Here is a 20,959-nt window from a genome sequence, read left to right as displayed (position 1 = left end):
ATTACCATTTTCTGCTGCCCAGCAATTTTTCGCCTAATGGTGTAAGTACAGCCCGGTCATATTTGATCCGCTCCCAATGGCGGGGATCTCCCGGGAAGGCATATCCTTCAGGCGTCAGTCTTTCGCTCCAGGAAGCGATTCTCGATTGAATCAACGCTTCATTATGCTCCTGTGCAGGGAACATGGAAATGTATTGGGCCAGACGCGGTTTGGTGGAGTGGTTTGGACGGATGCCATGCGGCTGCATGCTGTTGAATATCAGCAGATCACCGGCTTTGGTCACCACTTTGGTCGGGGTGTATCCGGTTGTATCCGGTTTATACGGATCCCGGTCCGCAGGCTGTGTTTTTACCCATTCATGAAAATCCCTGTACAGCTCGGGAATGCACTGGAAACCACCCATTTCAGCGTCCGTGTCGACAAGGGATAGAACCCCCTGCACATTTACGGGAATCGGGTTCAACGAAGTGTTGACGTCCCAGTGAATGAAGCTTTTGTAATCATGCCCCGGTTTTATCGGGAGATTGAGGTTGCAGCGGTCAATGCTTACCCATAATTTTTCCGTACCCCATATATCGACAAAGGCGTGGTATACTTTTTCATACATGCGGTTGTCCCACAAATACTGATGATTATAGAGCTCCACCATACCGGTATTCATCAGTTCTTTCATTTGCATTTCCCGCCGGGGAGCGGTGTACCAGGTAGAAGGATCCTTAGGGTCCTTTTCTTCAAACTCCCAGATCAGATCGACTAAACGATCGATATGCTCTTTCGGGACGGCTTCTGAAACAATCACGTAACCGTTTTCTTTCCAGAACTTCCAATCCTCTTCACTGAGCACTTTGAGAGGCTCGTTATTCACGCGTTGATTCAATGGAATGGTAATTTCAAGGATATTGTTCAGCACTTCTTCTTTTTTCATAGCGTTATCCTCCTTCATTTGGGCTGCATTGTGAAATGCTCTTGCAGTGTCAGGTTAATGTATGAAACGCATTTCATGTCAAGGGGAAAATTTTAAAAATGTTAAAATGAATCTGGGGGAGGGAAGTGGCTGATGCCGAATATTAAACAAATTGCTAAAATCGCCGGGGTTTCCGTATCTACGGTTTCCCGTGTAATCAATCATCATGCGTATGTAAGCGAAGACAAACGCAGGGCTGTCATGGAAGCGATCGTGCAGTTAAACTATTCGCGCAATCTGAATGCCGTTCATCTCAGCAAAGGAACAACGAATATTATAGGCGTCATGGTGCCGAGTATAAATCACGCGTATTTTTCCAGATTGATGGAGGGCATCTCGAGCGAAGCCCTCATGAAAGATTACCAGCTCATGGTTTGCCAAACCAATTATAACCCCGTCAGCGAAGGCAAAGTTCTGGACATGCTGAAAATGAAACAGATGGACGGCATTATTATAGGCTCGAAAACACTTGCGTGGGAACAAATCGAACCCTTTACCGAATACGGTCCCATTGTAGCGTGTGAGGATGCGGGCACGTCAGCGATCTCCTCTGTTTATCTGGATCATTACGATTGTTTCCGGCAGGGAATGCGTTATTTAATAGAAAGAGGACACCGACAGATCGGATTCTGCCTGGGCAGGGCCGACAGCGCTAACAGCCTGAAGCGCCGGAGAGCATATGAGGATGCGTTGGCAGCGATTCACGAGGCCGTTCGGGAAGAATGGATGTTTTATCAATGCTTACGCATTGAAGACGGTTTGGCCGTAGTGCACCAATGGCTTCGGATGAGAGAACGGCCGACGGCGCTTTTGGTGACAAGCGACCAAGTGGCGGCAGGGATTATTACGGAGGCCCGAAAGAATGGGATCAGAATACCGGAGGATCTTGCTGTCATAGGATTTGACAATCAGCCGATCGCCCAAGTGTTTGATCTGACGACGATAGATAATCAGCTGTTTGAAATGGGGAGTGCAGCATTTCAGATGGCTTATGATCACATCACGAAGAAAAGAACAAAGCCCGAAAACAGGGAGCTCGGGTATCTATTGATTGAGCGTTCTACCGTTTGAACTTGTCATCGCCACAACGAAATACGAACACACATTTGTATCCAATAAACACAAACGTGTGTTCGTAAATAAGCCATCGTGTAAAGAACGCCAACCAGGTTGTCACCCATGAGGCAATACAATGTCGATTCGGGTGCCTTTATTCAATTCACTATGAATATTTAATTTTCCGTTATGAGATTCGATAATTTTATAGCTGAGCATTAAACCCAGTCCTGTGCCTTGCTCCTTGGTAGTATAAAATGGCTCCCCGATTTTTTTCAACCGGTCTTCAGAAATGCCGATTCCCTGGTCGATGAATTTGATGTACACTTCGTTCTGCTCCTGAGTGATGCTGCATTCTATGGTGATGTCCCCGCCGCGGGGCATGGATTCAACGGCATTTTTCAAGATGTTGATAAATACCTGTTTGATTTGGTTTTCGTCGCAATTGATGGCTACCTGCTCATTCTCATAGAGCACGCGGATATTAACGTTATTGAGAATGGCTTGCGTATTCATTAAGGAAATGACGTGCTCGAGAATGGTGCTCAATTTTACTTTTTTGAATTCAATCGGATTCGGTTTGGCTAAATACATGAATTCGTTGACAATCTCATTGATGCGGTCCAGCTCGGAGATCATAATTTCATAATAATCTTTGTAAGAATCGTTCTTTTCTTTTAACAGCTGGGAGAATCCTTTAATCGAGGTCAGCGGATTACGGATTTCATGGGCTACACCTGCTGCCATTTGACCTACGAGGGACAGCTTTTCGGATCTTCGCATGAATTCTTCCGTTTTCTTTCTCTCCGTGACATCCCGAAATACACTTTGAATCATGGATTCCCCCATGTATTTGTAAATATGGATGGCCGACGACTCTACTTCTACAATATTTCCGTCTAACCGGACTAACTTGAATTCGAAAAATCCGGTACTGTGATCGTTGTTCAGGACGGTATCCAGTCTTCTGCGCACTTGTTCCTGGTCATGCGGATGAAACTGTTCAATAAACGAATGTCCGATCAAATCCAACGGGTCCTTTGTGGCGAACAATTTGAGTCCCGCATCATTCACATAAATAATGGTATCATCCTTGTGAAGCATGATCGGCTCCGGAGAAAGCTTAAGCAGCCGCTGATACTGCCGCTCCGTTACCTTTCTGTCCGTAATATCCAGAATCGTCCCGATCAGTGCGGGCTTGCCCCGAAAAAGCGTTAACGTTGAATTTCCCTCCAACTCCACAATCGAGCCAGCCTTGCTTATCCCCCGAACTTTATAATCCCGATTCATGACATCCTTGGCGTCAGGCTCTTGACCATACGTTAATTTATTGATCATATAGTCCCGCTCTTCACGGACGAATAAGTCAACCAAATCCAGTGTCGCCATTTCACTCTGCGTATATCCGAAAATATTGGAGAACACCGGGTTGGCATATACGATTTTCCCGTCCTGGTACAAATACACACCGACTAAGGCGTTTTCCACCAGGCACCGGTAAAGCGCCTCGGCCTCCAGCAGGGCTTTTTCCGCATCGATTCTTTGGGTGATATCGATACAGGAGGCGATGACTTCTATGACGGCGCCGTCTTTCTTGATCGGTTTTAAGGAGGCCAGATACGTTAGGCCGTTTTCCTCGCCTTCATATATGACATTTTCTTCACCCTGCCAGGCTCGTTCGTAAAATTGTTCTTTGAAAACTGCCGTCTCCTGCGGCAAAAATTCTTTCAGTTCCCTTCCGACGATTTTCTCGGGAGAAAGTCCCAACCGGTAAATGAGATCGCCGTCGCATAGCGTATGAATAAACCGACTATCGATTTTTTTGAATTTAAAGCTCATCCCTTGCTGATACCGTATTGTTTGTTTATGCTCTTGCTCAATCAAATCCAGCTTTTCCAAATAATCATGCGGGATGACTTCTCTCATGAAGAGAACTGCCGGATGATGATGTTCAGGAGGTAAAGCCTTCATCCGAACGATGACAAGGCTCCCGTCTTTCCGCTGTATCGATAAGTGATCAACCTCGACAATGTTGGCAGGAGGTACCTTCAAAACATCCAAATGGTTTTGAAAGGGCAGAGGATGTCCTATCAATTCATCTTCGTTCCATCCGAATAGCCTAGTGAAGGAAGGATTGGTTTTAAGCACGAATCCCTTATTATCCAATATACATAGAGCATCGAAAGAATGGATAAAAAGTGAATCCATAGGAAAAGAAGAATCTATCTTACGTATCGATTCCACAAAAACACTACCTCCATATTTTCGATAATCAGCTTATTTACTGTAATTAGCAATATTTCGACATGTCCTATTTTTTTCCTCCCCGATATCGTGCATGCGGACAAAAAATTATGTAAAGGCAATCCGCCGGTATACACGGAAAGAACGTCATATTGAAACGCAAATGCGAATAAACATGTGTAAAGCATGATCCTTGTCCGACCTTTACGCGATTTGGATACTAAAGCGAGAGGAAGAACCAGACCATGGAAGACATATCTCCAATCGTTTCCATCTTGGGGATCGGTACGGCCGTCCCCGCTTTCCGGATGGATCAGGCCGATGTATCACAAAGGTTGGCCGAAGCCTTAAGGGAGCAACCCCATTCCGCCCGCTGGGCCAAAAGAATATTCAGGCAGTGCGGAGTGGAAACGCGTTACACATGCGAGCCGAACCTGCTCGAACCCGCATCCGGGTGCCGTTATTTCTCCAGCGCTTCCATAGAAGGCGTCCCTACCACTGCCGAGCGTATGGCAACGTATAAGAAAGAGTCTGTTCCATTGGGCCTGGAGGCGGCAAGAAAAGCACTATCGGACAGCGGTATGACGGCGTCCGGCATCACCCATTTGATCACGGTCAGCTGTACCGGTCAATTTCTGCCGGGCATGGATGCCGCTTTGGTTCAACAGCTGGGGCTGGCGTCTACGGTTAACCGGCTTCCGCTGCAATTTCTGGGCTGTGCCGCCGGATTGAAGGCCATTAATCTATCGAGGCAGATCGTCTCGGGTACGCCGTCCGCCAAAGTGCTCATCGTCTGCGTAGAGCTGTGCACGCTTCATTTTCAGCCCTCCGGCGACAAGGAGGCTCTATTCGCCGCTTCTTTCTTCGGTGACGGAGCTTCCGCCTGCATTGTAGGCTGCGCCGGAGCCGGCCATAAAGGCATTTTTCAGCTGGGCGGCGATTATTCCGTACTCATGCCCGAATCCGCTGATGAGATGGTGTGGGAGGTGGGGAATTATGGCTTCCACCTTTACCTGTCCCCTAACATTCCCCGGCTGATTGGCAGATGGCTTCCCGCTGTGTCGGGACATCTGACCGCCGGGGAAAACAGGCCCGAGCTGTGGGCGATTCATCCTGGAGGGCGCGGGATTATCGATGCGGTCCAGGACGTGTACGGGCTTACGGATGAGCAGGTCGATTCCAGCCGTGCCGTACTTCGCCGTTATGGCAATTTGTCCTCCGCTACGATGCTTTTCGTGCTTGACGACATGAGGCGGCGGCTGCAGGATCGCCGCTCCGGGCTGGCAAGCGGGATGGCTGTCGCGTTCGGTCCCGGCCTTACGGCCGAAATGACCCGAATCACTTATTTGCCGTCAGTTGTCGGGCAGGAACAGCTCATAGGTGATGCCCGTTGATGAAAAGGTTGAAACAGCGGGCCACCGAGCCGGAATTGATGGATGACTTTTCTCAAGGGGGACCTGAGCTTTGCGAAGCTTTGCGCCATTTGCGCAGGCTGAATCGAATCCTCGGCGCTTCGGCACCCACACTCTATGGAATCCGGAGGTTGTGGACGGAAGCGGACAAGCCGGAACGCTTGTCTATCCTGGATATCGGCTCGGGCTCGGGTGATATCAATCGGAAGGTTCTGCGATGGGCGGACACGAACCGGATCCAGCTGAAGATCACGTTAGTGGACATCACGGAAGAAGCTTGCGAAGAAGCAAGGATGTATTATCGCGGCGAACCCCGGGTTCAAGTGCTGCACGGCGATGTGTTCAAGCTCCCGGAAGCGTGCGCGGATCTGGTTACGGGAACGCAGTTTGTTCATCATTTTGCTTCGGATGAGCTGCCCGAGGTTGTCCGAAGTATGCTGAAGGCCTCCCGTATCGGAGTCGTCATCAACGATATTCACCGGCATTGGCTCCCTTGGGCGGCGGTGTGGATTACGGCCCGTCTTGTTTCGCGCAACCGGTATATTGTCAACGATGGTCCCTTGTCCGTGGCCAAAGGGTTCCGTCCGGCGGATTGGGACCATCTCGGTAAAGCGTTAGGCGCATCTGAATTATATTATGCCTGGAGACCGCTGTTTCGGTATGCGGCTGTCATCCGTAAAGACAGGGTCCAGTTCAACCGACGGAGCTGAGGATGATGAAAACAATCCGCGATGTGGCGGTGCTTGGGGCCGGAATCGCCGGCAGCAGTCTGGCCAAGGCTATGGCTGACAGGGGCTGGGATACGGTACTGATCGACCGTCATTCCTTCCCGCGTCATAAAGTATGCGGAGAATTTCTTTCCCCGGAATCGCAAAGCACGTTGAAGGCTCTTGGTTTGGGCGAGCTGGTCGAATCGCTTCATCCAAGCATGATGACCCGGGTTCGCCTGATCCTGAGCCATGGGGCGGTCCTGGACATTCCGCTGCCTGACCGGGCGTTAGGGATAAGCCGGTATGCATTGGATCAGGCGCTTCATAGCGCCGCCATCCGTTCAGGCGTGGATGTGCAGACTGCAGCCGCAGTCACATCCGTGTCCCAAAGCGGCGGAGGGTATACGATTGAAATCAGCAGGGAAGGGGAAAAAACGGTCTGTGAAGCGCGTGCCGTGATTGCGGCGTGGGGAGCCAACCCCCGATCAGGACTTCCGGGTCATCCTTCGAACCGATCCGCAAAAAATACGTTTATGGGTGTGAAATCGCACTATCGGGGGATAGCCATGGACGCGGCGGTAGAGCTTTATTTTTTTCCCGGAGGATACTTGGGACTTGCCCCCGTCGAAGGAGGAATCGTTAATGCTGCGGCGCTCCTGAAGCGGGAAGCCTTTCGGGTCACGGGCAAATCGATACCGGAGATCATAGAGGCCGCCGGCCGGAAAAATCCGAAGCTTGATGCCAAGCTGGCGCAAGCTGTTCCGGTTCCCGGCACTCAGGCCGCCGTTGCCCCGGTCAAGCTCAACCGCCGGCCGGTCGCTTGGGATGTGATTCCCCGTGTGGGGGACGCTTCATTAATGGTGCCGCCGCTTTGCGGCGACGGCATGTCGATGGGCCTACGGTCGGCCCGATTGTGCGCAACCCTTGCCGACGGATATCTCCGCGGGGAGATGTCCCTTTCTGAATGGGAACGCGAGTATATGCTATCGGTCCGGAAGGAATTTACGGGTCCCCTCAGGTGGGGACGTCTGCTCCAATCGCTGCTCGGGTTCCCCGCAGTACCCCGCCTCCTGCTGGGGTTAGCGCATCTTGCGCCGGAATTGGCGTATGAGATGGTTCGGGCGACCCGGTTAAAAGAAACGGATGTATAGAAAGAAAGCATCCGATCCATACGCAGAGGAGCTTGGTTATGGGGTACCGAATGCTTGCCGTCCTGTCTCATCGTTATCCCAAAACGGTTATTCTGTTTTGGTTCTTGTTCGCGGTCTTTTTCGGAATGTATGCTGCCAAGCTGCCTTCCGTTTTGAAGGATCACGGCTTGCTTCCGGACGGAGCCTATGTCAAGGTTCAACGTATGCTATCCGCTGATTTCCACATCCCTGAGGATCCCGTCATGCTTGTGTTTGAGAAACAGGATTCCTTATCCCCTGCGCGATTCCGCCAGTTCATTCAGCATACCCTGGACCGGCTGCAGGGAATCCGCGGGTTGACCGGCGTGATTTCCCCGCTGATGAACGAAGGGATGCTCAAGAATAATGCTGCCTACGCACTGCTTGTTTTTGAACAACAATCCTATGAAATGAAGCCGGTGCTTGAGGAAATTCATGCACGCCTGCCGGACCACAGCGGAGTCACGGTGAAAATGACGGGGAAACCGGTGGTCCAGGCGGACGTCAACGCGGCCAGCCAACATGATTTGAAAAAGGCGGAGCTGATTGGAATTCCTGCGGCGTTCCTGATTTTATGGTTTGCTTTTGGCGGAATCGTTTCCGCCATGATTCCCATTATCATAGGAATGTTTGCAGTTACAGGCACCATGGGGATCATGTATTGGCTGGGGACCCGTATCGAGCTCTCCAACTTTGTGCTGAACGTCATCCCTATGGCGGGTCTGGCGCTGAGCATCGATTTCGCGCTGATGCTGGTCAGCCGATACCGGGAGGAGCTGGAAAGAGCTTCTGCCGGGCAGGCGCTGGCCACAACCATGCAAACCGCCGGCAGAGCCGTTTTATTTTCGGCAGCCTGCGTTTTTCTGGGCTTGATGGGGATATGCTTTATCCGTCTCCCGATGTTTACTACCGTAGCTTTAGGAGCGATGGTGGTAGTGGCGGTTTCAGTCCTGTTAACCATCACTCTGCTTCCGGCGCTTCTAACTATACTGGGGCCTGTCATCCGATCGGAAAAAAAGGCAAAATCCATTTCCGGGGAAATAATGTTTTGGAATTCTTTATCGCTTTTTGTCATGAAGAGGCCATTTCGGATGGCGTTTTTGGCTTCGCTTGTGTTAATCGGCTGTCTTCTGCCTTTAACCCAAATGAAATTAGCCATTCCCGATGCCTCCTCGCTGCCTCAAAGCTATGATTCGCGCACGGCCGCCGAGACTTATCAAACCCACTTCGCACTCACGTCAGCCTCGCATGTTTACATTGCAGCCCAAGGGAGTACGCATACTCTGACCAAAAAAGACTGGTTCAATACCTATGCGCTGATTCAAAGTTTGGAAAGCGATCCGGGCGTGCTGCGGGTGGATTCCGTGTTTTCCAGCCTGCGCATGCCGCCCGAACAGGCATACTCCCTGTTTCAAAGACCGATGATCAGAGAAAAATATGAGCCGGTGCTGAAGCGGTATGTGAAACAGCATCGAATGCTTATTCATGTGACCCTGCAGGGCGGTCCGTCGTCGAAGGAAGCGATGGATTGGGTCCGGCGTTGGGAGCAGAAAGGAATGTCAGGGGAAATCCGGTTCCTGTTGGGAGGAGAGGCAAAGTACCAGCAGGAGGTTTTTGATGAAATCTTTGACAATATCAAACACGTACTGCTGTTTATTTTCATTACTCAATTTGGTGTGCTGCTCTTCGCGTTCCGTTCGGTTCTCATTCCGCTCAAAACGATTCTGATGAATCTCCTAAGCCTGGGAGCATCGTTCGGCATCCTGGTATGGATATTTGAAGAAGGACGCCTGGGGATGGAGCCGTACAGCATTGCCATCATGATTCCCGTATTTATTTTCGGACTGGCTTTTAGCATCAGCATGGATTACGGGGTGTTTCTTCTGTCGCGCATATCGGAGGTGTACCGGCAAACGCAGGACAACGACCGCGCCATTCTGGCGGGACTAACCTCAACCGGCAGAATCATCACCTCGGCCGCCGCGATCATGATTGCGGTTACCGCACCCTTTGCATTCGGGGAGGTGGTCGGGGTCCAACAGCTGGGGATTGGCATTGCCGCCGCAATCTGGATTGATGCGACACTGATCAGGTTCATCCTGGTCCCCTCTTTTATGAAATGGCTTGGCAGGTGGAATTGGTGGGCGCCCCGGTGGCTGCAATAAGGCCGAAAACATGCAAAAGACCGGATTTTAACGTTGCCATTTGACTGATGGAGCGCTGGAGAGCTCCGACAGGCAAATGGCTTCTTTCTGTTTACTTGAACGAAGGCAGCGGGCCGATTGCTTCTATAGGGTATCCTATATCAGCCGTTGCGTTCCCAATCCACCATGAATAGAGTGTTATATTTGACGAAATTGTGTAAAAAACATATAAAGATTGTGTAATAGATAAATTTATATTGTGTACTATACATTAATTGATGTACACTATATTTAAGCGAACCAAAGGAGGCAGTTACAGTATGGTCTTGGACTTTAAGGCTGTTCAACAGCAGCATGCTAACAACGCACATCACAACTTGTCCGTATCAAAATTAATTGAAACGGCATTGCAGAGAAAGGAAGGAGTACTGGCTTCCTCCGGAGCATTACGGGCATTGACGGGAAAGTATACCGGCCGCTCTCCTAAGGATAAATTTGTGGTGCAGGAACCGTCAGTAATGGACCATATTGCTTGGGGCGCCGTAAATCAGCCTATATCACAGCTTCAGTTTGAGAGGCTGTATCAAAAAGCGCAAAAATATATGGCGGAGCGGGAGCTGTTCATATTCGACGGATTTGCAGGAGCCGATTCAAAGTACAGGCTTCCCATTCGTGTCATCAATGAGTACGCTTGGCATAATTTATTTGTTCGTCAGCTGTTTGTCCGTCCGACGAAAGAAGAACTGCAGGCCCATCAGCCGGAGTTTACCGTGATCGCCCTTCCGGGATTGAAGGCCGACCCCGCCGTTGACGGTACCCGTTCCGAAACTTTCATCTGCGTTTCTTTTGAAAAGAAAGTCGTCCTGATCGGCGGCACCGAGTATGCCGGCGAGATGAAAAAATCCATTTTTACCGTACTGAATTATCTTCTTCCGTTCCAAGGCGTTCTTCCGATGCACTGCTCGGCTAACGTCGGAGAGAATGGGGACACCGCTCTATTCTTCGGGCTGTCGGGCACAGGGAAAACGACGCTTTCCGCCGACCCGAACCGCCGTTTAATCGGAGACGATGAGCACGGCTGGTCGGATCAGGGCGTGTTTAACTTTGAGGGCGGTTGTTATGCGAAATGCATAGGCCTCTCGGAAGAAAAGGAACCGCAAATTTGGCAGGCCATACGTTACGGTTCGGTGTTGGAAAATGTCGTTTTGGATGAAGACACCGGAATTGCCGATTACAGCGACAATCAGATTACGGAAAACACGCGCGCCGCTTACCCTGTCGATTATATTCCCGGCGCACTGATCCCGGGGGTTGCCGGACATCCGAACGTGATCATTTTCTTGACGGCCGATGCGTTTGGTGTGCTTCCTCCGATCTCCAAGCTGACGAAGGAACAAGCCATGTATCACTTCTTGTCGGGCTACACTTCGAAGCTGGCCGGTACGGAGAGAGGGGTAACGGAGCCGGAAGCGACGTTCTCCACCTGCTTTGGAGCCCCTTTTCTTCCTTTGCGTCCAAGCGTGTATGCGGAGATGCTGGGGAAGAAAATCGAGGAGCACAAAGCTAGAGTGTACCTGGTCAATACCGGTTGGTCCGGCGGGCCTTACGGCGTAGGGAAACGGATGAACCTTGCTTATACCCGTGCTATGGTGTCCGCCGCGATCAATGGCAGCATTGAACAAACGACATTTGTCGCCGATCCGGTCTTTGGCGTGCTTTGCCCCGAATCCGTTCCCGGCGTTCCAAGCGAAGTGCTGGTACCCAGAAACACATGGGAGGATAAAGCGGCGTATGAAGCGAAAGCGGCGGAATTGGCCGAGCGCTTCATCCAAAATTTCGAGAAATTTTCCGATATGAGCGAGGAGATTAAATCGGCAGGTCCTCGGAGAAAATAAACCTGTTACCCAAAACTGTGCTGCGTGAGCGGCACAGTTTTTTTTTTCGCAGCAGAAAATAAGTATTCAAATTATCATAGAAAAATAAAGGGGGTCATTGTATAATGTTAACTACTACGCATGAAAAAAGTGGAGGAACGTTGCGGCTGTTAACTTCGCCCTCAACAATTTTTTGTTGAATGTTTTCTTCATTACGTTCCCATTCATATTTTACCAATTTATCATCCATGACAAAATGAAAAAAAGAACGGCGGCAAGGGTAAAGTGCACCCCTTAGAATAGACATTGGAAACCCCCCTAGGGAAATCCGATGAATTCTAGGGGGTATTTTTTATGGCAATCAAAGGACAGAAGTTCAAAACATATTCAGAAGAAATGAAGGCAGAAGCTATTCGTCTACATGCAGAAGAAAAGTGGACCTATGGGCAGATCAACGAACACTTGGGGATTCAGGATAAACAACGGATGAAGAAATGGATGAAGAAATACCGGGAAAATGTCTCGGAGAGGCAACTGTCATGATAACGCCTCAATGGAAAGCTTCTTCTCGCATCTCAAAACGGAAGGGCTCTATCCCAAGAATGGAATTGAAGCTATGGACGAGCAGGGGGGATATTTAAAAATCTCAGCGGGTAAAGAAAAAGACAATGTCATTCTGCAGATAAACCTTAACCGTTTCAAAATAAAAGAAGGAGCCGGAAAACCGACTCCTTCTTTGGCTGCACGAATGATCATTTGACTATATATAGAATCAACGCAATATAACCGAGAACGATAGCGATAATATAATAAATGGACAGATTTTTAAAAATGCTGCCTGTTCTTTTGTCATAACCGGGATTTCCTTCTTTGTTTTTTTTGGACAGGCCGATCATGATCGTGGCTATCGTCCCAATTAACATAATCGTTAAGAAAATAATGTAATAAATGTAGAGAGGCATTGCATTCACCATCCAGCTCCTAGTCTTATACTTGGATCGTAACAAGAAAATGTTGTGTTGTAACCATCCAATCGGGAGCGTCTTATCCCGTCCATTGGGATCAGCAATGCTTCAATCCTTCTGCAAAGGCACGAATTCCCTTGTGTATGCTTTCCGGGTCAGGCCTTGAAAATGAAAAACGGACATAACCGGGCTTTGAGCCATAGACGCTTCCCGGGACAAAAATAACGCCGCGTTTAATCCCTTCTTCCAACAGCCTGAAATCATCCACTTTTTTGTGTATGCTGCACCACATATTCAATCCTCCTTGAGGTAAGGAGTAATCCACCTCGCCTTTCAAATATTCATCCATGGCTGAAGCAAGGAGATCCCGTTTGCGAAGCAGTGCTTTTCTCAAGGAGGCCACATGATCTTCAAAATCGGTCTTCGAACCTAAAAATTGCGCTGCAATCCACTGCGGAATGACGCTTAAACCAAAATCCATTTGCTGGCGGGCATCCGCCAGGCGATGCACCACCGATTGCGGGGCCACCATCCACCCGATCCGCAAGCCGGATGCGGCAATTTTGGACAGCGATCCAATGTAGAGCACATTTCCGGCCGTATCGTACGCCTTCAAAGGCTTAGGCGCATTGCCGTCAAAGGATGTCAGGCTGAAGGGATCGTCCTCGACGATGGGAATCCCCAAATCCGCGGCGGCGTCCAGCAGCTTCATCCGATGCGCCGGGTTTAGCACCGTTCCGGTAGGATTTTGATAATTCGGGTTTAAAAAAATCATGCGTACACGATGCCGGCGGTATAAAGACAAGAGATCATCGGGCTGGATCCCGTCGTCTTTGACCGGCAAACGGAGCAGCCGCAATCCTGCCGATTGAAACATAGGCAGGGAATAGCAATAGGAAGGATCTTCAATGGCCACCGCATCCCCGGCACTAAGCAAGCATTGAGTAATTAAAAATAAAGACTGCTGCGATCCGGAAGTAATGAGAATCGAAGACGAGGTTGAACCGATCCCGTGGTACGTTTGCAAAAAGGACGCCAGCGTTTCTCTTAATGGCAAATAGCCTTGAGGGTCGTCATAGCCCCAATGGTCAAGATAAGGTTTTTCCTGCCACAGTTTTTGAAAGGCCTGATTGGGGAACAAATCCGCCGAAAGCTCGCCGCTGGCAAAATCGATAATGTCCGGGTTTTTACGAATCTCTTCCCGAATACGCCGAATGAAAGGAATATTCGGTAAAAAAGCGCCGCTCTCTTCATATAAGCGCCAGTTTGCGGCATGCTTCGGGGTAAATCCCCATTTATCGCCGCTGACTCTGGTTCCGAAGCCGACGCGGCTTTCGATGAGTCCGGAGGCGCGAAGCTCCTCATAAGCTTGCACGATCGTACTCCGATTGACTTGAAGCTGGCTCGCTAGCTTTCTTTCGGATGGCAAAACGCTGCCCGGAGGGTATTCGCCATAGTTTATTCTGCGTTCCATAAATTCGGCAATTTGCTGATATAACGGTTTTTTGCTTGTGCGATCGGGCTTCCACATAGGGACACCGCCTAACTGTTGAATCGACTGATTCAGTCATATTATTTGGTATCTTAACATAAATCATGCTTCCAATTTGGTAATAATTTATGAATTCCTGATTCGGCATGCTGCGGATTGGATGGGGATAAAGGAGGAGGATTGGCTGTTTACCATTTCTTCACGCACGTTATGATAGAAGTACGGACTTGAAGGAGTAAATACGATAAACGGAGGTCATTCCTATGGAACGTACGGTACGTGTAGCGGTGGTTCAGTCGGCTCCTGTTCTTTTTGACAAGGCCTCAGCGATGCAGAAAATAGCGGAGTGGACGAAGGAAGCGGCAAAGCAGCAGGCCCAATTGGTGGTTTTTCCGGAAACGTTCGTCTCAGGCTACCCTAGAGGATTTACGTTTGGGACCCGGGTGGGGAGCCGAACGGATTCGGGCAGAAAGGATTGGGCGAGATATTGGGAAAGTGCTGTAGAAATTCCGGGTGAAGACATGGATTTTCTTGGACAAATAGCATATGATGCCGGAGTCTACCTGATTGTCGGCGTCGTAGAACGCGAAGCCGAATTCGGCAGCTCGACCTTGTATAACTCCATGGTATATATAGGACCCGACGGACGGCTGCTCGGCAAACACCGCAAGCTGATGCCCACGGGCGCAGAGCGGCTGCTGTGGGGATCGGGAGACGGCAGCACGCTAACGGTGATTCAAACGCCATTCGGGAGAATCGGCGGATTGATCTGCTGGGAAAACTACATGCCTTTGGCGCGAACCGCGATGTATGCCAAAGGGATTGATCTGTTCATCACTCCGACGGCGGACGCACGCGATACCTGGCAGGCAACGATTCAGCATATCGCCTTGGAGGGCCGCTGCTTCGTGTTATCCTCTAATCAGTATGCCACAAAAAACACATACCCCGATGATTTAGCCTGCCTGGACGAGCTTTCCGGGCAGCCCGACGTGCTGTCCCGGGGCGGGAGCGCGATCGTAGGGCCGTTAGGCGAATATGTAATCAAGCCGTTATGGGATGAGGAAGGGCTGTTGGTCGCCGATTTGCCGTTGGACCAGATCGTCCAAAGCCGGTACGACTTTGATGTCATGGGACACTACAACCGGCCGGATATATTTCAGCTCACGGTGAATGAAAAAAAGCGGAGTATCGTTGAGTTCCAACGTTAAATAAAGGGAAATTCAAGGCGTGGCAAAAAGCTTGGTCCAAGCAGAGACTGCAGGACCAGGCTTTTGCTTTTTTTTGGCGATATGTTTTCGTTTATAGAATTCATATTGAACAGACAAAACCGGTATGGATTTCTGGATGATCTGCGGCCGGTATGGTTCAACTTGCCAAGGGGAATGGTAAAACAAAGAAGAAGTCCGTTGACAAATATACTATAGGGGGGTATACTAAAATCGGTAACAGGTAAACCTGACAAAACCAATATATATGAAAAAATGCAACATATACGAAAGCGGGTGTTTGGTATGGATTCCGCAAGTACCGGAACGAAGCAAACTTCTTTACTGATTACAGGAATGACCTGCGCCGCTTGCGCCAATCGCATTGAAAAAGGATTGAATAAACTGGATGGCGTTTCGAAAGCCACTGTTAATTTTGCGATGGAAACGGCTCATGTGGAGTTCAATCCGCTTGAAGTGTCTATCGAAGATATGCAGCAGAAGGTGGATAAGCTCGGCTACAAGGCTGTTCCGAAGCAGGAGGAGGGGGACGACGGCACGCGCCGTCAGCAGGAACTCAAGCGGCAGAAGGTGACGCTGCTCATTTCCGCCATATTGTCCTTTCCGCTTCTATGGGCCATGGTCACTCACTTTTCGTTCACTTCATGGATCTGGATGCCTGAGGTTTTTATGAATCCATGGTTTCAATTGGCGCTTGCGACACCGGTCCAATTCATCATCGGTAAACCCTTTTATACCGGCGCTTATAAAGCGCTCCGCAACAAAAGTGCGAATATGGATGTTCTCATTGCTTTGGGTACCTCCGCGGCTTATTTTTACAGTTTGTATTTGACGGTTGATTGGGCGACAAACGCTCATGGCGGACAGCACGCGCCGGCCATGTATTATGAGACCAGCGCTGTACTTATCACATTGGTTATTCTCGGGAAATGGTTTGAAGCCCTGGCCAAAGGGCGGACATCCGAAGCGATCAAATCGCTTATGGGACTGCAGGCCAAGACCGCTCTGGTCGTCAGAAACGGCCAGGAAATGACTATTCCTGTAGAAGAAGTCGCCGTAGGCGACATCGTTCTGGTGAAGCCCGGAGAGAAAGTGCCGGTAGACGGTGAAGTCATCGAAGGGAGATCGTCCGTGGACGAGTCGATGCTTACCGGCGAAAGCATTCCTGTCGAAAAGAGACCAGGGGATCGCGTTATCGGAGCAACGATAAACAAGAATGGCATGCTTCAAATCAAAGCAACCCGGGTCGGCAAGGAGACGGCGCTTGCTCAAATCATTAAAGTGGTGGAGGAAGCGCAAGGCTCGAAGGCGCCGATTCAGCGGATTGCAGACGTGATTTCCGGAATTTTTGTTCCCGTTGTAGTCGGAATTGCCATTATCACTTTCGCCGTATGGTATATCTGGATGGAACCCGGCCATTTGGCCGGAGCTTTGGAAAAAGCCATTGCGGTACTGGTTATTGCCTGCCCATGTGCGCTTGGGCTTGCCACCCCTACCTCCATTATGGCCGGTTCCGGCCGTGCGGCGGAGCTGGGCATTTTGTTTAAGGGCGGAGAGCACCTGGAGTCCACGCACCGGATTGAAACCATCGTATTGGATAAAACGGGTACGGTGACCAAGGGCAAACCGGAACTCACGGATGTGATTCCATCCGGGATCGATGAAACGACGTTATTAAAGCTGGTTGGAGCCGCCGAGAAAAATTCCGAGCATCCGCTTGCCGAGGCTATCGTAACGGGAATTTCAGCGAAAGGCATTTCACTGGGGCAGACCGATGAATTCGAAGCCATTCCGGGTTTCGGGATTCGAGCCGTAGTCGAAGGTAAAGAAGTATTGGCCGGAACCCGCAAGCTGATGGCCAAATACGATGTTGCGATCGCAACTGCGGCGAATACGATGGCGGATACGATGGAAAAGCTGGAGCAGGCAGGCAAAACGGCGATGCTCGTCGCAATCGACCGGCAGTATGCGGGTGTTGTCGCGGTGGCGGATACGATCAAGGATACGTCCAAAGAGGCGGTTGCCCGCTTAAAGCAAATGGGAATTCACGTCATCATGATTACCGGCGACAACGAACGTACGGCGAAAGCCATCGCCAAACAAGCAGGTATCGAGGATGTCATCGCGGAAGTGCTGCCCGAAGGAAAAGCACGGGAAGTGAAGAAGCTGCAGGAACAAGGCAGGAAGGTGGCGATGGTCGGAGACGGCATCAACGATGCCCCGGCGCTCGCGGTTGCAGACATCGGCATGGCCATCGGCACAGGAACGGACGTGGCGATGGAAGCGGCGGATGTTACCTTGATGCGCGGAGATTTGAACAGCATTGCCGACGCCATAGCGATAAGCAGAAAAACGATGGCCAACATCCGGCAAAATTTGTTCTGGGCCCTCGCTTATAACACGCTGGGGATCCCCGTTGCAGCCATCGGCCTGTTGGCACCATGGGTGGCTGGTGCGGCCATGGCCTTAAGTTCGGTATCCGTTGTTCTTAATGCGCTGCGTCTGCAAAGAGTCAACATCTCATCGGCGGAATAATTCCAAAGCCCGGCATCGCTTGATTTTCAAGGCGATGCCGGGCTTTGCTATGAAGCGCATCATGACTGGTATTGCACTGCCGATCGCTACAAAAATTACAAAAACCGGTTACAAAAGCTGAATTAATTTACGTTGAATACGAAAAAACAAAACGGGCGGCGGGTCCGCTATAATCAAAAATGTAATCGCTATCATTAAAGGAAGGGTGTTGGTCTTGTGTGCAAGCAAAGGAGGAAAGACGCGGATGATTTATTCATTAGGCGATGTTAAGCCGCAGCTGCATCCCACCGCATACACGGCACCGGGGGCTCAGTTAATAGGCGATATTACCATCGGGGAGGAGTCAAGCGTTTGGTTCAATTCGGTACTGCGCGGGGACAATGCGCCGATTGTGATCGGCGATCGAACCAATATCCAGGACGGCTGTACGCTTCACGTGGACCCCGGACTGCCGCTGCACATTGGAAACAAGGTATCGGTCGGACACAACGTAATTTTACACGGATGCACGATCCATGACGGAGCGTTGATCGGCATGGGGGCTATTGTTATGAATCATGCAGAAATCGGGGAGCAGGCTCTGATTGCCGCCGGTACCTTGATTACAGAAAAGAAAAAAATCCCCCCTGGAGTGTTGGTCATGGGGTCTCCCGCTAAAGTCGTCCGGGAACTGAATGAGGAGGATTTGCGAGTGCTTCAGTTCGTATCCGATCATTATGTCGGACAGAGCCGAAGATATATGGCAGAGAACATGATCAGCCAATAGGTAAACGCTTACAATTAAATCAATCGTTATAAACATACAGCTTGGTAGGACGCCCTTTGCTGGAATATTTCAATTCGAGCATAATCTCATCTATTTCACACAGATATTCCAGATACTTTCTTGTTGTTATTCGCGACAGCATCAATTGATCGGCAATGTCCTGAGCGGATAACGGCTGCCCGGAATTTGCGAGCGTGTCCCGGATCATTTGCAGCGTAATCGGATCAATGCCTTTAGGTACTTCCGTTTCTTCACCGCCCGACCGCTTAGGATTGGATTTTGCGTATAACGAATCGAGCAGCTGTTGATTCAGGTTCGTATGCTGACGGAAGAGCAGATGTCTTTTTTTCAAGGTTTCCAATGCGGAACGGAAGCGGTCAAAATCGAACGGCTTAATAATATAGTCCACAATCCCGAGCCGCATGGATTCTTCAATAATTTGGGGGTGATCAGCGGCCGTGATCAAAATGACATCGACTTCAATGGATTGGCGGCGAATTTCACGCAGTAGCTCCAAGCCGTTCATGGAAGGCATGTAGATATCAAGAAGAATCACATCCGGAGCAAGCTCTACAATCCGCTCCATTGCTTCTTGACCGTTTCTGGCGCTGCCGACACATTCCACCAAATCGATTTTGTTGAGGTACTTTTGATTGATGCTCGATACCATAGGATCATCTTCAATAATCAACACTTTAAGTAACAAGGTGAGCCCTCCTGTATTTTGCTATTTCAATCAACGTTTGGGGATGCTTATCCAAAAGACGGTTCCAAGATCCGGTGAGGAAGTGACATTCAGCTCTCCGTGCAGTACGTGATCGATATGGTTCTTAACCAGATACAGGCCGTAGCCTCTGTCGGCATTTTTGGTTGAATAGTTCTTCTTGAAAATAAACGGGATCCGGCTTTCCGGAATTCCATGGCCGTTGTCTTCCACCATGATGACCCATTGGTCCTGCTGATCAAGCAAGGTGACCTCGATTTGTCCATCGGCAATGCCTTTGACAGCATCAAACGCATTGTCAATTAAATTGCCGAGAATCAGGATCATGCTGTTGGAAATCTCCTCAGGCAATGGCGGCAGATGGCTTCCGGGATCGATTTTTAACGAGATGTTCCGCTCCTCGGCTTGCTGGATCTTTCCCAGAAGGAGAGCGGAGGTTTTGGGATCCAATATTTTTCGTCCCAAAAATTGAAGCAGCTTTTGTTGGCTGTTGGTGGTTTGCAATATGAACGACTTCGCTTCTTCATATTCCCGCAGCTCCAACAAACCGTGAAGGGTGTGAAGCCGGTTCATAAATTCGTGAGTCTTGGCACGCAGGCCCTCCATGTATTGCTTCACGCCGGTCAGTTCTTCCGCCAGGCTTCGCATTTCGGAGGTATCTCTGAACGTAGAAACGGCGCCGACGACCTCATTGTTTACGATAATGGGAGCGCGGTTGACGATCACGGTGACGCCGTTGACGGTATGTTCCGTATTGTATTCTTTTTCTTTCGTATCCATGACTTCGCTTAATCTGGATGAAGGTATGATCTCCGTTACATGCTTGCCGAGCGCATCGCTGTCAAACGACAGGATCTTGCGGGCCGTTTCATTGATCAAGGTGACTTTCCGGTTTTTATCAACGGCAATGACCCCTTCATGCAAACAGTCCAAGAGGGCTTCGCGTTCCTTCACAATGTTAGCGATTTCATCGGGCTCCAGACCATACATCGTTTTCTTGATGCTCCTGGCCAGCAGGATGGAGAGAAGAATTCCGAGTGCCAAAGCGATGCACAGAAAATAAATGACGGAAATAAAGTACGAATTTACGATTTTGTATATGTTGTTGTTGAACATGCCTACGGCGATGACGCCGATGACTTTGCCGTCTTTTTTGACGGGTACGAATGCCCGGATCGACGGCCCGGAAATACCGACGGCCTTGGAAATATATTCTTCGCCGGCAAGGGCGGGTCCTTCATCGCCTCCTGTAAATCTTTGGCCGATCAACTCCTCATTGTTATGCGTATAGCGTATGCCGTTGGAATCGAGGATCGTAATAAAACCCACTTTGGTTTTCTCTCTTATTTCCCGTGTCCGCGGTTGAAGGTATGAGTGAGGATCGCCAAGCTCCATCGCTTCTCTGATGTCCGGCAATTCGGCTATCAGTTTGGCGGCATCGAGCGCGCTGTCCCCGACGGCGTCTTCTACAAATTGAACAATGATCAAATTAAAAAGATAGCCGATACTTACCAGAATCGTCAGTACCACTGTGAGCACTAATCCGATGATGCGAAGCTGCAACGGGAGTTTACGCTTGATGAACGGCAAAACATCTCTCCCCTTTTAGAAGATGATTTCAATATTATATTCGAAATTTTCATAATAATATACTATTTTTATAGGTTAGGAGTGT

Annotated in this window: 18 protein-coding genes and 1 pseudogene; 11 read left to right on the top strand and 8 right to left on the bottom strand. The window is 49.7% G+C overall.

Going from position 1 to position 20,959, the window contains the following annotated elements; translation table 11 throughout:
• Position 1: 1 nt before the first annotated feature.
• A complete protein-coding gene (locus tag IJ22_RS16090; protein WP_062409545.1) occupies positions 2-925 on the bottom strand; it encodes a phytanoyl-CoA dioxygenase family protein in 924 nt (307 codons plus the stop codon).
• A 132-nt stretch (positions 926-1,057) separates the two neighbouring features.
• Here IJ22_RS16090 and IJ22_RS16085 point away from each other — a divergent pair, with 132 nt between their 5' ends.
• A complete protein-coding gene (locus IJ22_RS16085; protein WP_062409544.1) occupies positions 1,058-2,035 on the top strand; it encodes a LacI family DNA-binding transcriptional regulator in 978 nt (325 codons plus the stop codon).
• Between the two features lie 102 nt (positions 2,036-2,137).
• Here IJ22_RS16085 and IJ22_RS16080 read toward each other — a convergent pair whose 3' ends face one another.
• Together IJ22_RS16080 and IJ22_RS27220 are read right to left on the bottom strand one after the other, a co-directional pair.
• A complete protein-coding gene (locus IJ22_RS16080; protein WP_235594150.1) occupies positions 2,138-3,946 on the bottom strand; it encodes a PAS domain-containing sensor histidine kinase in 1,809 nt (602 codons plus the stop codon).
• 42 nt (positions 3,947-3,988) lie between these two features.
• A pseudogene (locus tag IJ22_RS27220) lies at positions 3,989-4,228 on the bottom strand (PAS domain S-box protein); the annotation flags it as partial.
• 281 nt (positions 4,229-4,509) lie between these two features.
• Between IJ22_RS27220 and IJ22_RS16075 the strand changes: the two are divergent.
• From IJ22_RS16075 to pckA, 5 genes are all read left to right on the top strand, one after another.
• Positions 4,510-5,658: a type III polyketide synthase gene (locus tag IJ22_RS16075; RefSeq protein WP_062409542.1), complete on the top strand. Its 1,149-nt coding sequence runs from the start codon at positions 4,510-4,512 to the stop codon at positions 5,656-5,658.
• Entirely contained in the window at positions 5,658-6,386 is a 729-nt protein-coding gene (locus IJ22_RS16070; RefSeq protein WP_062409541.1) for a methyltransferase domain-containing protein, read from the top strand. The genes IJ22_RS16075 and IJ22_RS16070 overlap by 1 nt, the downstream gene beginning before the upstream one ends.
• 2 nt (positions 6,387-6,388) lie before the next feature.
• Complete coding sequence (locus IJ22_RS16065; protein ID WP_235594149.1) at positions 6,389-7,537, top strand: NAD(P)/FAD-dependent oxidoreductase; 1,149 nt, start codon at positions 6,389-6,391, stop codon at positions 7,535-7,537.
• A gap of 38 nt (positions 7,538-7,575) precedes the next feature.
• On the top strand, positions 7,576-9,720 hold the full coding sequence (locus tag IJ22_RS16060) for an MMPL family transporter (protein ID WP_082660846.1): 2,145 nt from the start codon (positions 7,576-7,578) through the stop codon (positions 9,718-9,720).
• Between the two features lie 299 nt (positions 9,721-10,019).
• Positions 10,020-11,594, top strand: a complete 1,575-nt coding sequence (gene pckA, locus IJ22_RS16055; RefSeq protein WP_062409540.1) for a phosphoenolpyruvate carboxykinase (ATP) — start codon at positions 10,020-10,022, stop codon at positions 11,592-11,594.
• A 94-nt stretch (positions 11,595-11,688) separates the two neighbouring features.
• Here the strand turns inward: pckA and IJ22_RS16050 are convergent, their stop codons facing one another.
• Positions 11,689-11,880, bottom strand: coding sequence for a hypothetical protein (locus IJ22_RS16050; protein WP_062409539.1), 192 nt, complete (start codon positions 11,878-11,880; stop codon positions 11,689-11,691).
• A 47-nt stretch (positions 11,881-11,927) separates the two neighbouring features.
• Between IJ22_RS16050 and IJ22_RS16045 the strand changes: the two genes are divergently transcribed.
• Positions 11,928-12,116 carry an IS3 family transposase gene (locus IJ22_RS16045; protein WP_054817445.1) on the top strand — a complete coding sequence of 63 codons (189 nt, stop codon included), beginning with the start codon at positions 11,928-11,930 and terminating at the stop codon, positions 12,114-12,116.
• A gap of 73 nt (positions 12,117-12,189) precedes the next feature.
• A complete protein-coding gene (locus tag IJ22_RS26475; protein WP_162492397.1) occupies positions 12,190-12,333 on the top strand; it encodes a hypothetical protein in 144 nt (47 codons plus the stop codon).
• Here the strand turns inward: IJ22_RS26475 and IJ22_RS16035 are convergent.
• Positions 12,326-12,547 carry a hypothetical protein gene (locus IJ22_RS16035; protein WP_235594148.1) on the bottom strand — a complete coding sequence of 74 codons (222 nt, stop codon included), beginning with the start codon at positions 12,545-12,547 and terminating at the stop codon, positions 12,326-12,328. The two genes, IJ22_RS26475 and IJ22_RS16035, sit on opposite strands and share 8 nt — an antisense overlap.
• An 88-nt stretch (positions 12,548-12,635) precedes the next feature.
• Positions 12,636-14,069: a MocR-like pyridoxine biosynthesis transcription factor PdxR gene (gene pdxR, locus IJ22_RS16030; protein WP_062409538.1), complete on the bottom strand. Its 1,434-nt coding sequence runs from the start codon at positions 14,067-14,069 to the stop codon at positions 12,636-12,638.
• A gap of 224 nt (positions 14,070-14,293) precedes the next feature.
• Between pdxR and IJ22_RS16025 the strand changes: the two genes are divergently transcribed.
• The 3 genes from IJ22_RS16025 (at position 14,294) to IJ22_RS16015 (ending at position 18,560) form a co-directional block, all read left to right on the top strand.
• Positions 14,294-15,241 carry a carbon-nitrogen hydrolase family protein gene (locus tag IJ22_RS16025; protein ID WP_062409537.1) on the top strand — a complete coding sequence of 316 codons (948 nt, stop codon included), beginning with the start codon at positions 14,294-14,296 and terminating at the stop codon, positions 15,239-15,241.
• Positions 15,242-15,544: 303 nt separating this feature from the next.
• Positions 15,545-17,794: a heavy metal translocating P-type ATPase gene (locus IJ22_RS16020; protein WP_062409536.1), complete on the top strand. Its 2,250-nt coding sequence runs from the start codon at positions 15,545-15,547 to the stop codon at positions 17,792-17,794.
• A 244-nt stretch (positions 17,795-18,038) separates the two neighbouring features.
• Positions 18,039-18,560, top strand: a complete 522-nt coding sequence (locus IJ22_RS16015; protein WP_062409535.1) for a gamma carbonic anhydrase family protein — start codon at positions 18,039-18,041, stop codon at positions 18,558-18,560.
• A gap of 19 nt (positions 18,561-18,579) precedes the next feature.
• On the opposite strand, the gene IJ22_RS16010 is transcribed toward IJ22_RS16015, so the two are convergent.
• Complete coding sequence (locus IJ22_RS16010; RefSeq protein WP_062409534.1) at positions 18,580-19,266, bottom strand: response regulator; 687 nt, start codon at positions 19,264-19,266, stop codon at positions 18,580-18,582.
• Between the two features lie 30 nt (positions 19,267-19,296).
• A complete protein-coding gene (locus IJ22_RS16005; protein ID WP_082660843.1) occupies positions 19,297-20,874 on the bottom strand; it encodes an ATP-binding protein in 1,578 nt (525 codons plus the stop codon).
• Positions 20,875-20,959 lie beyond the last annotated feature (85 nt).

It is taken from the genome of Paenibacillus naphthalenovorans, from assembly GCF_001465255.1.
Taxonomy (GTDB): domain Bacteria; phylum Bacillota; class Bacilli; order Paenibacillales; family NBRC-103111; genus Paenibacillus_G; species Paenibacillus_G naphthalenovorans.
The sequence above is the reverse complement of the archived record's forward strand: the minus strand, read 5'-3'. Positions and strand labels throughout refer to the sequence as shown.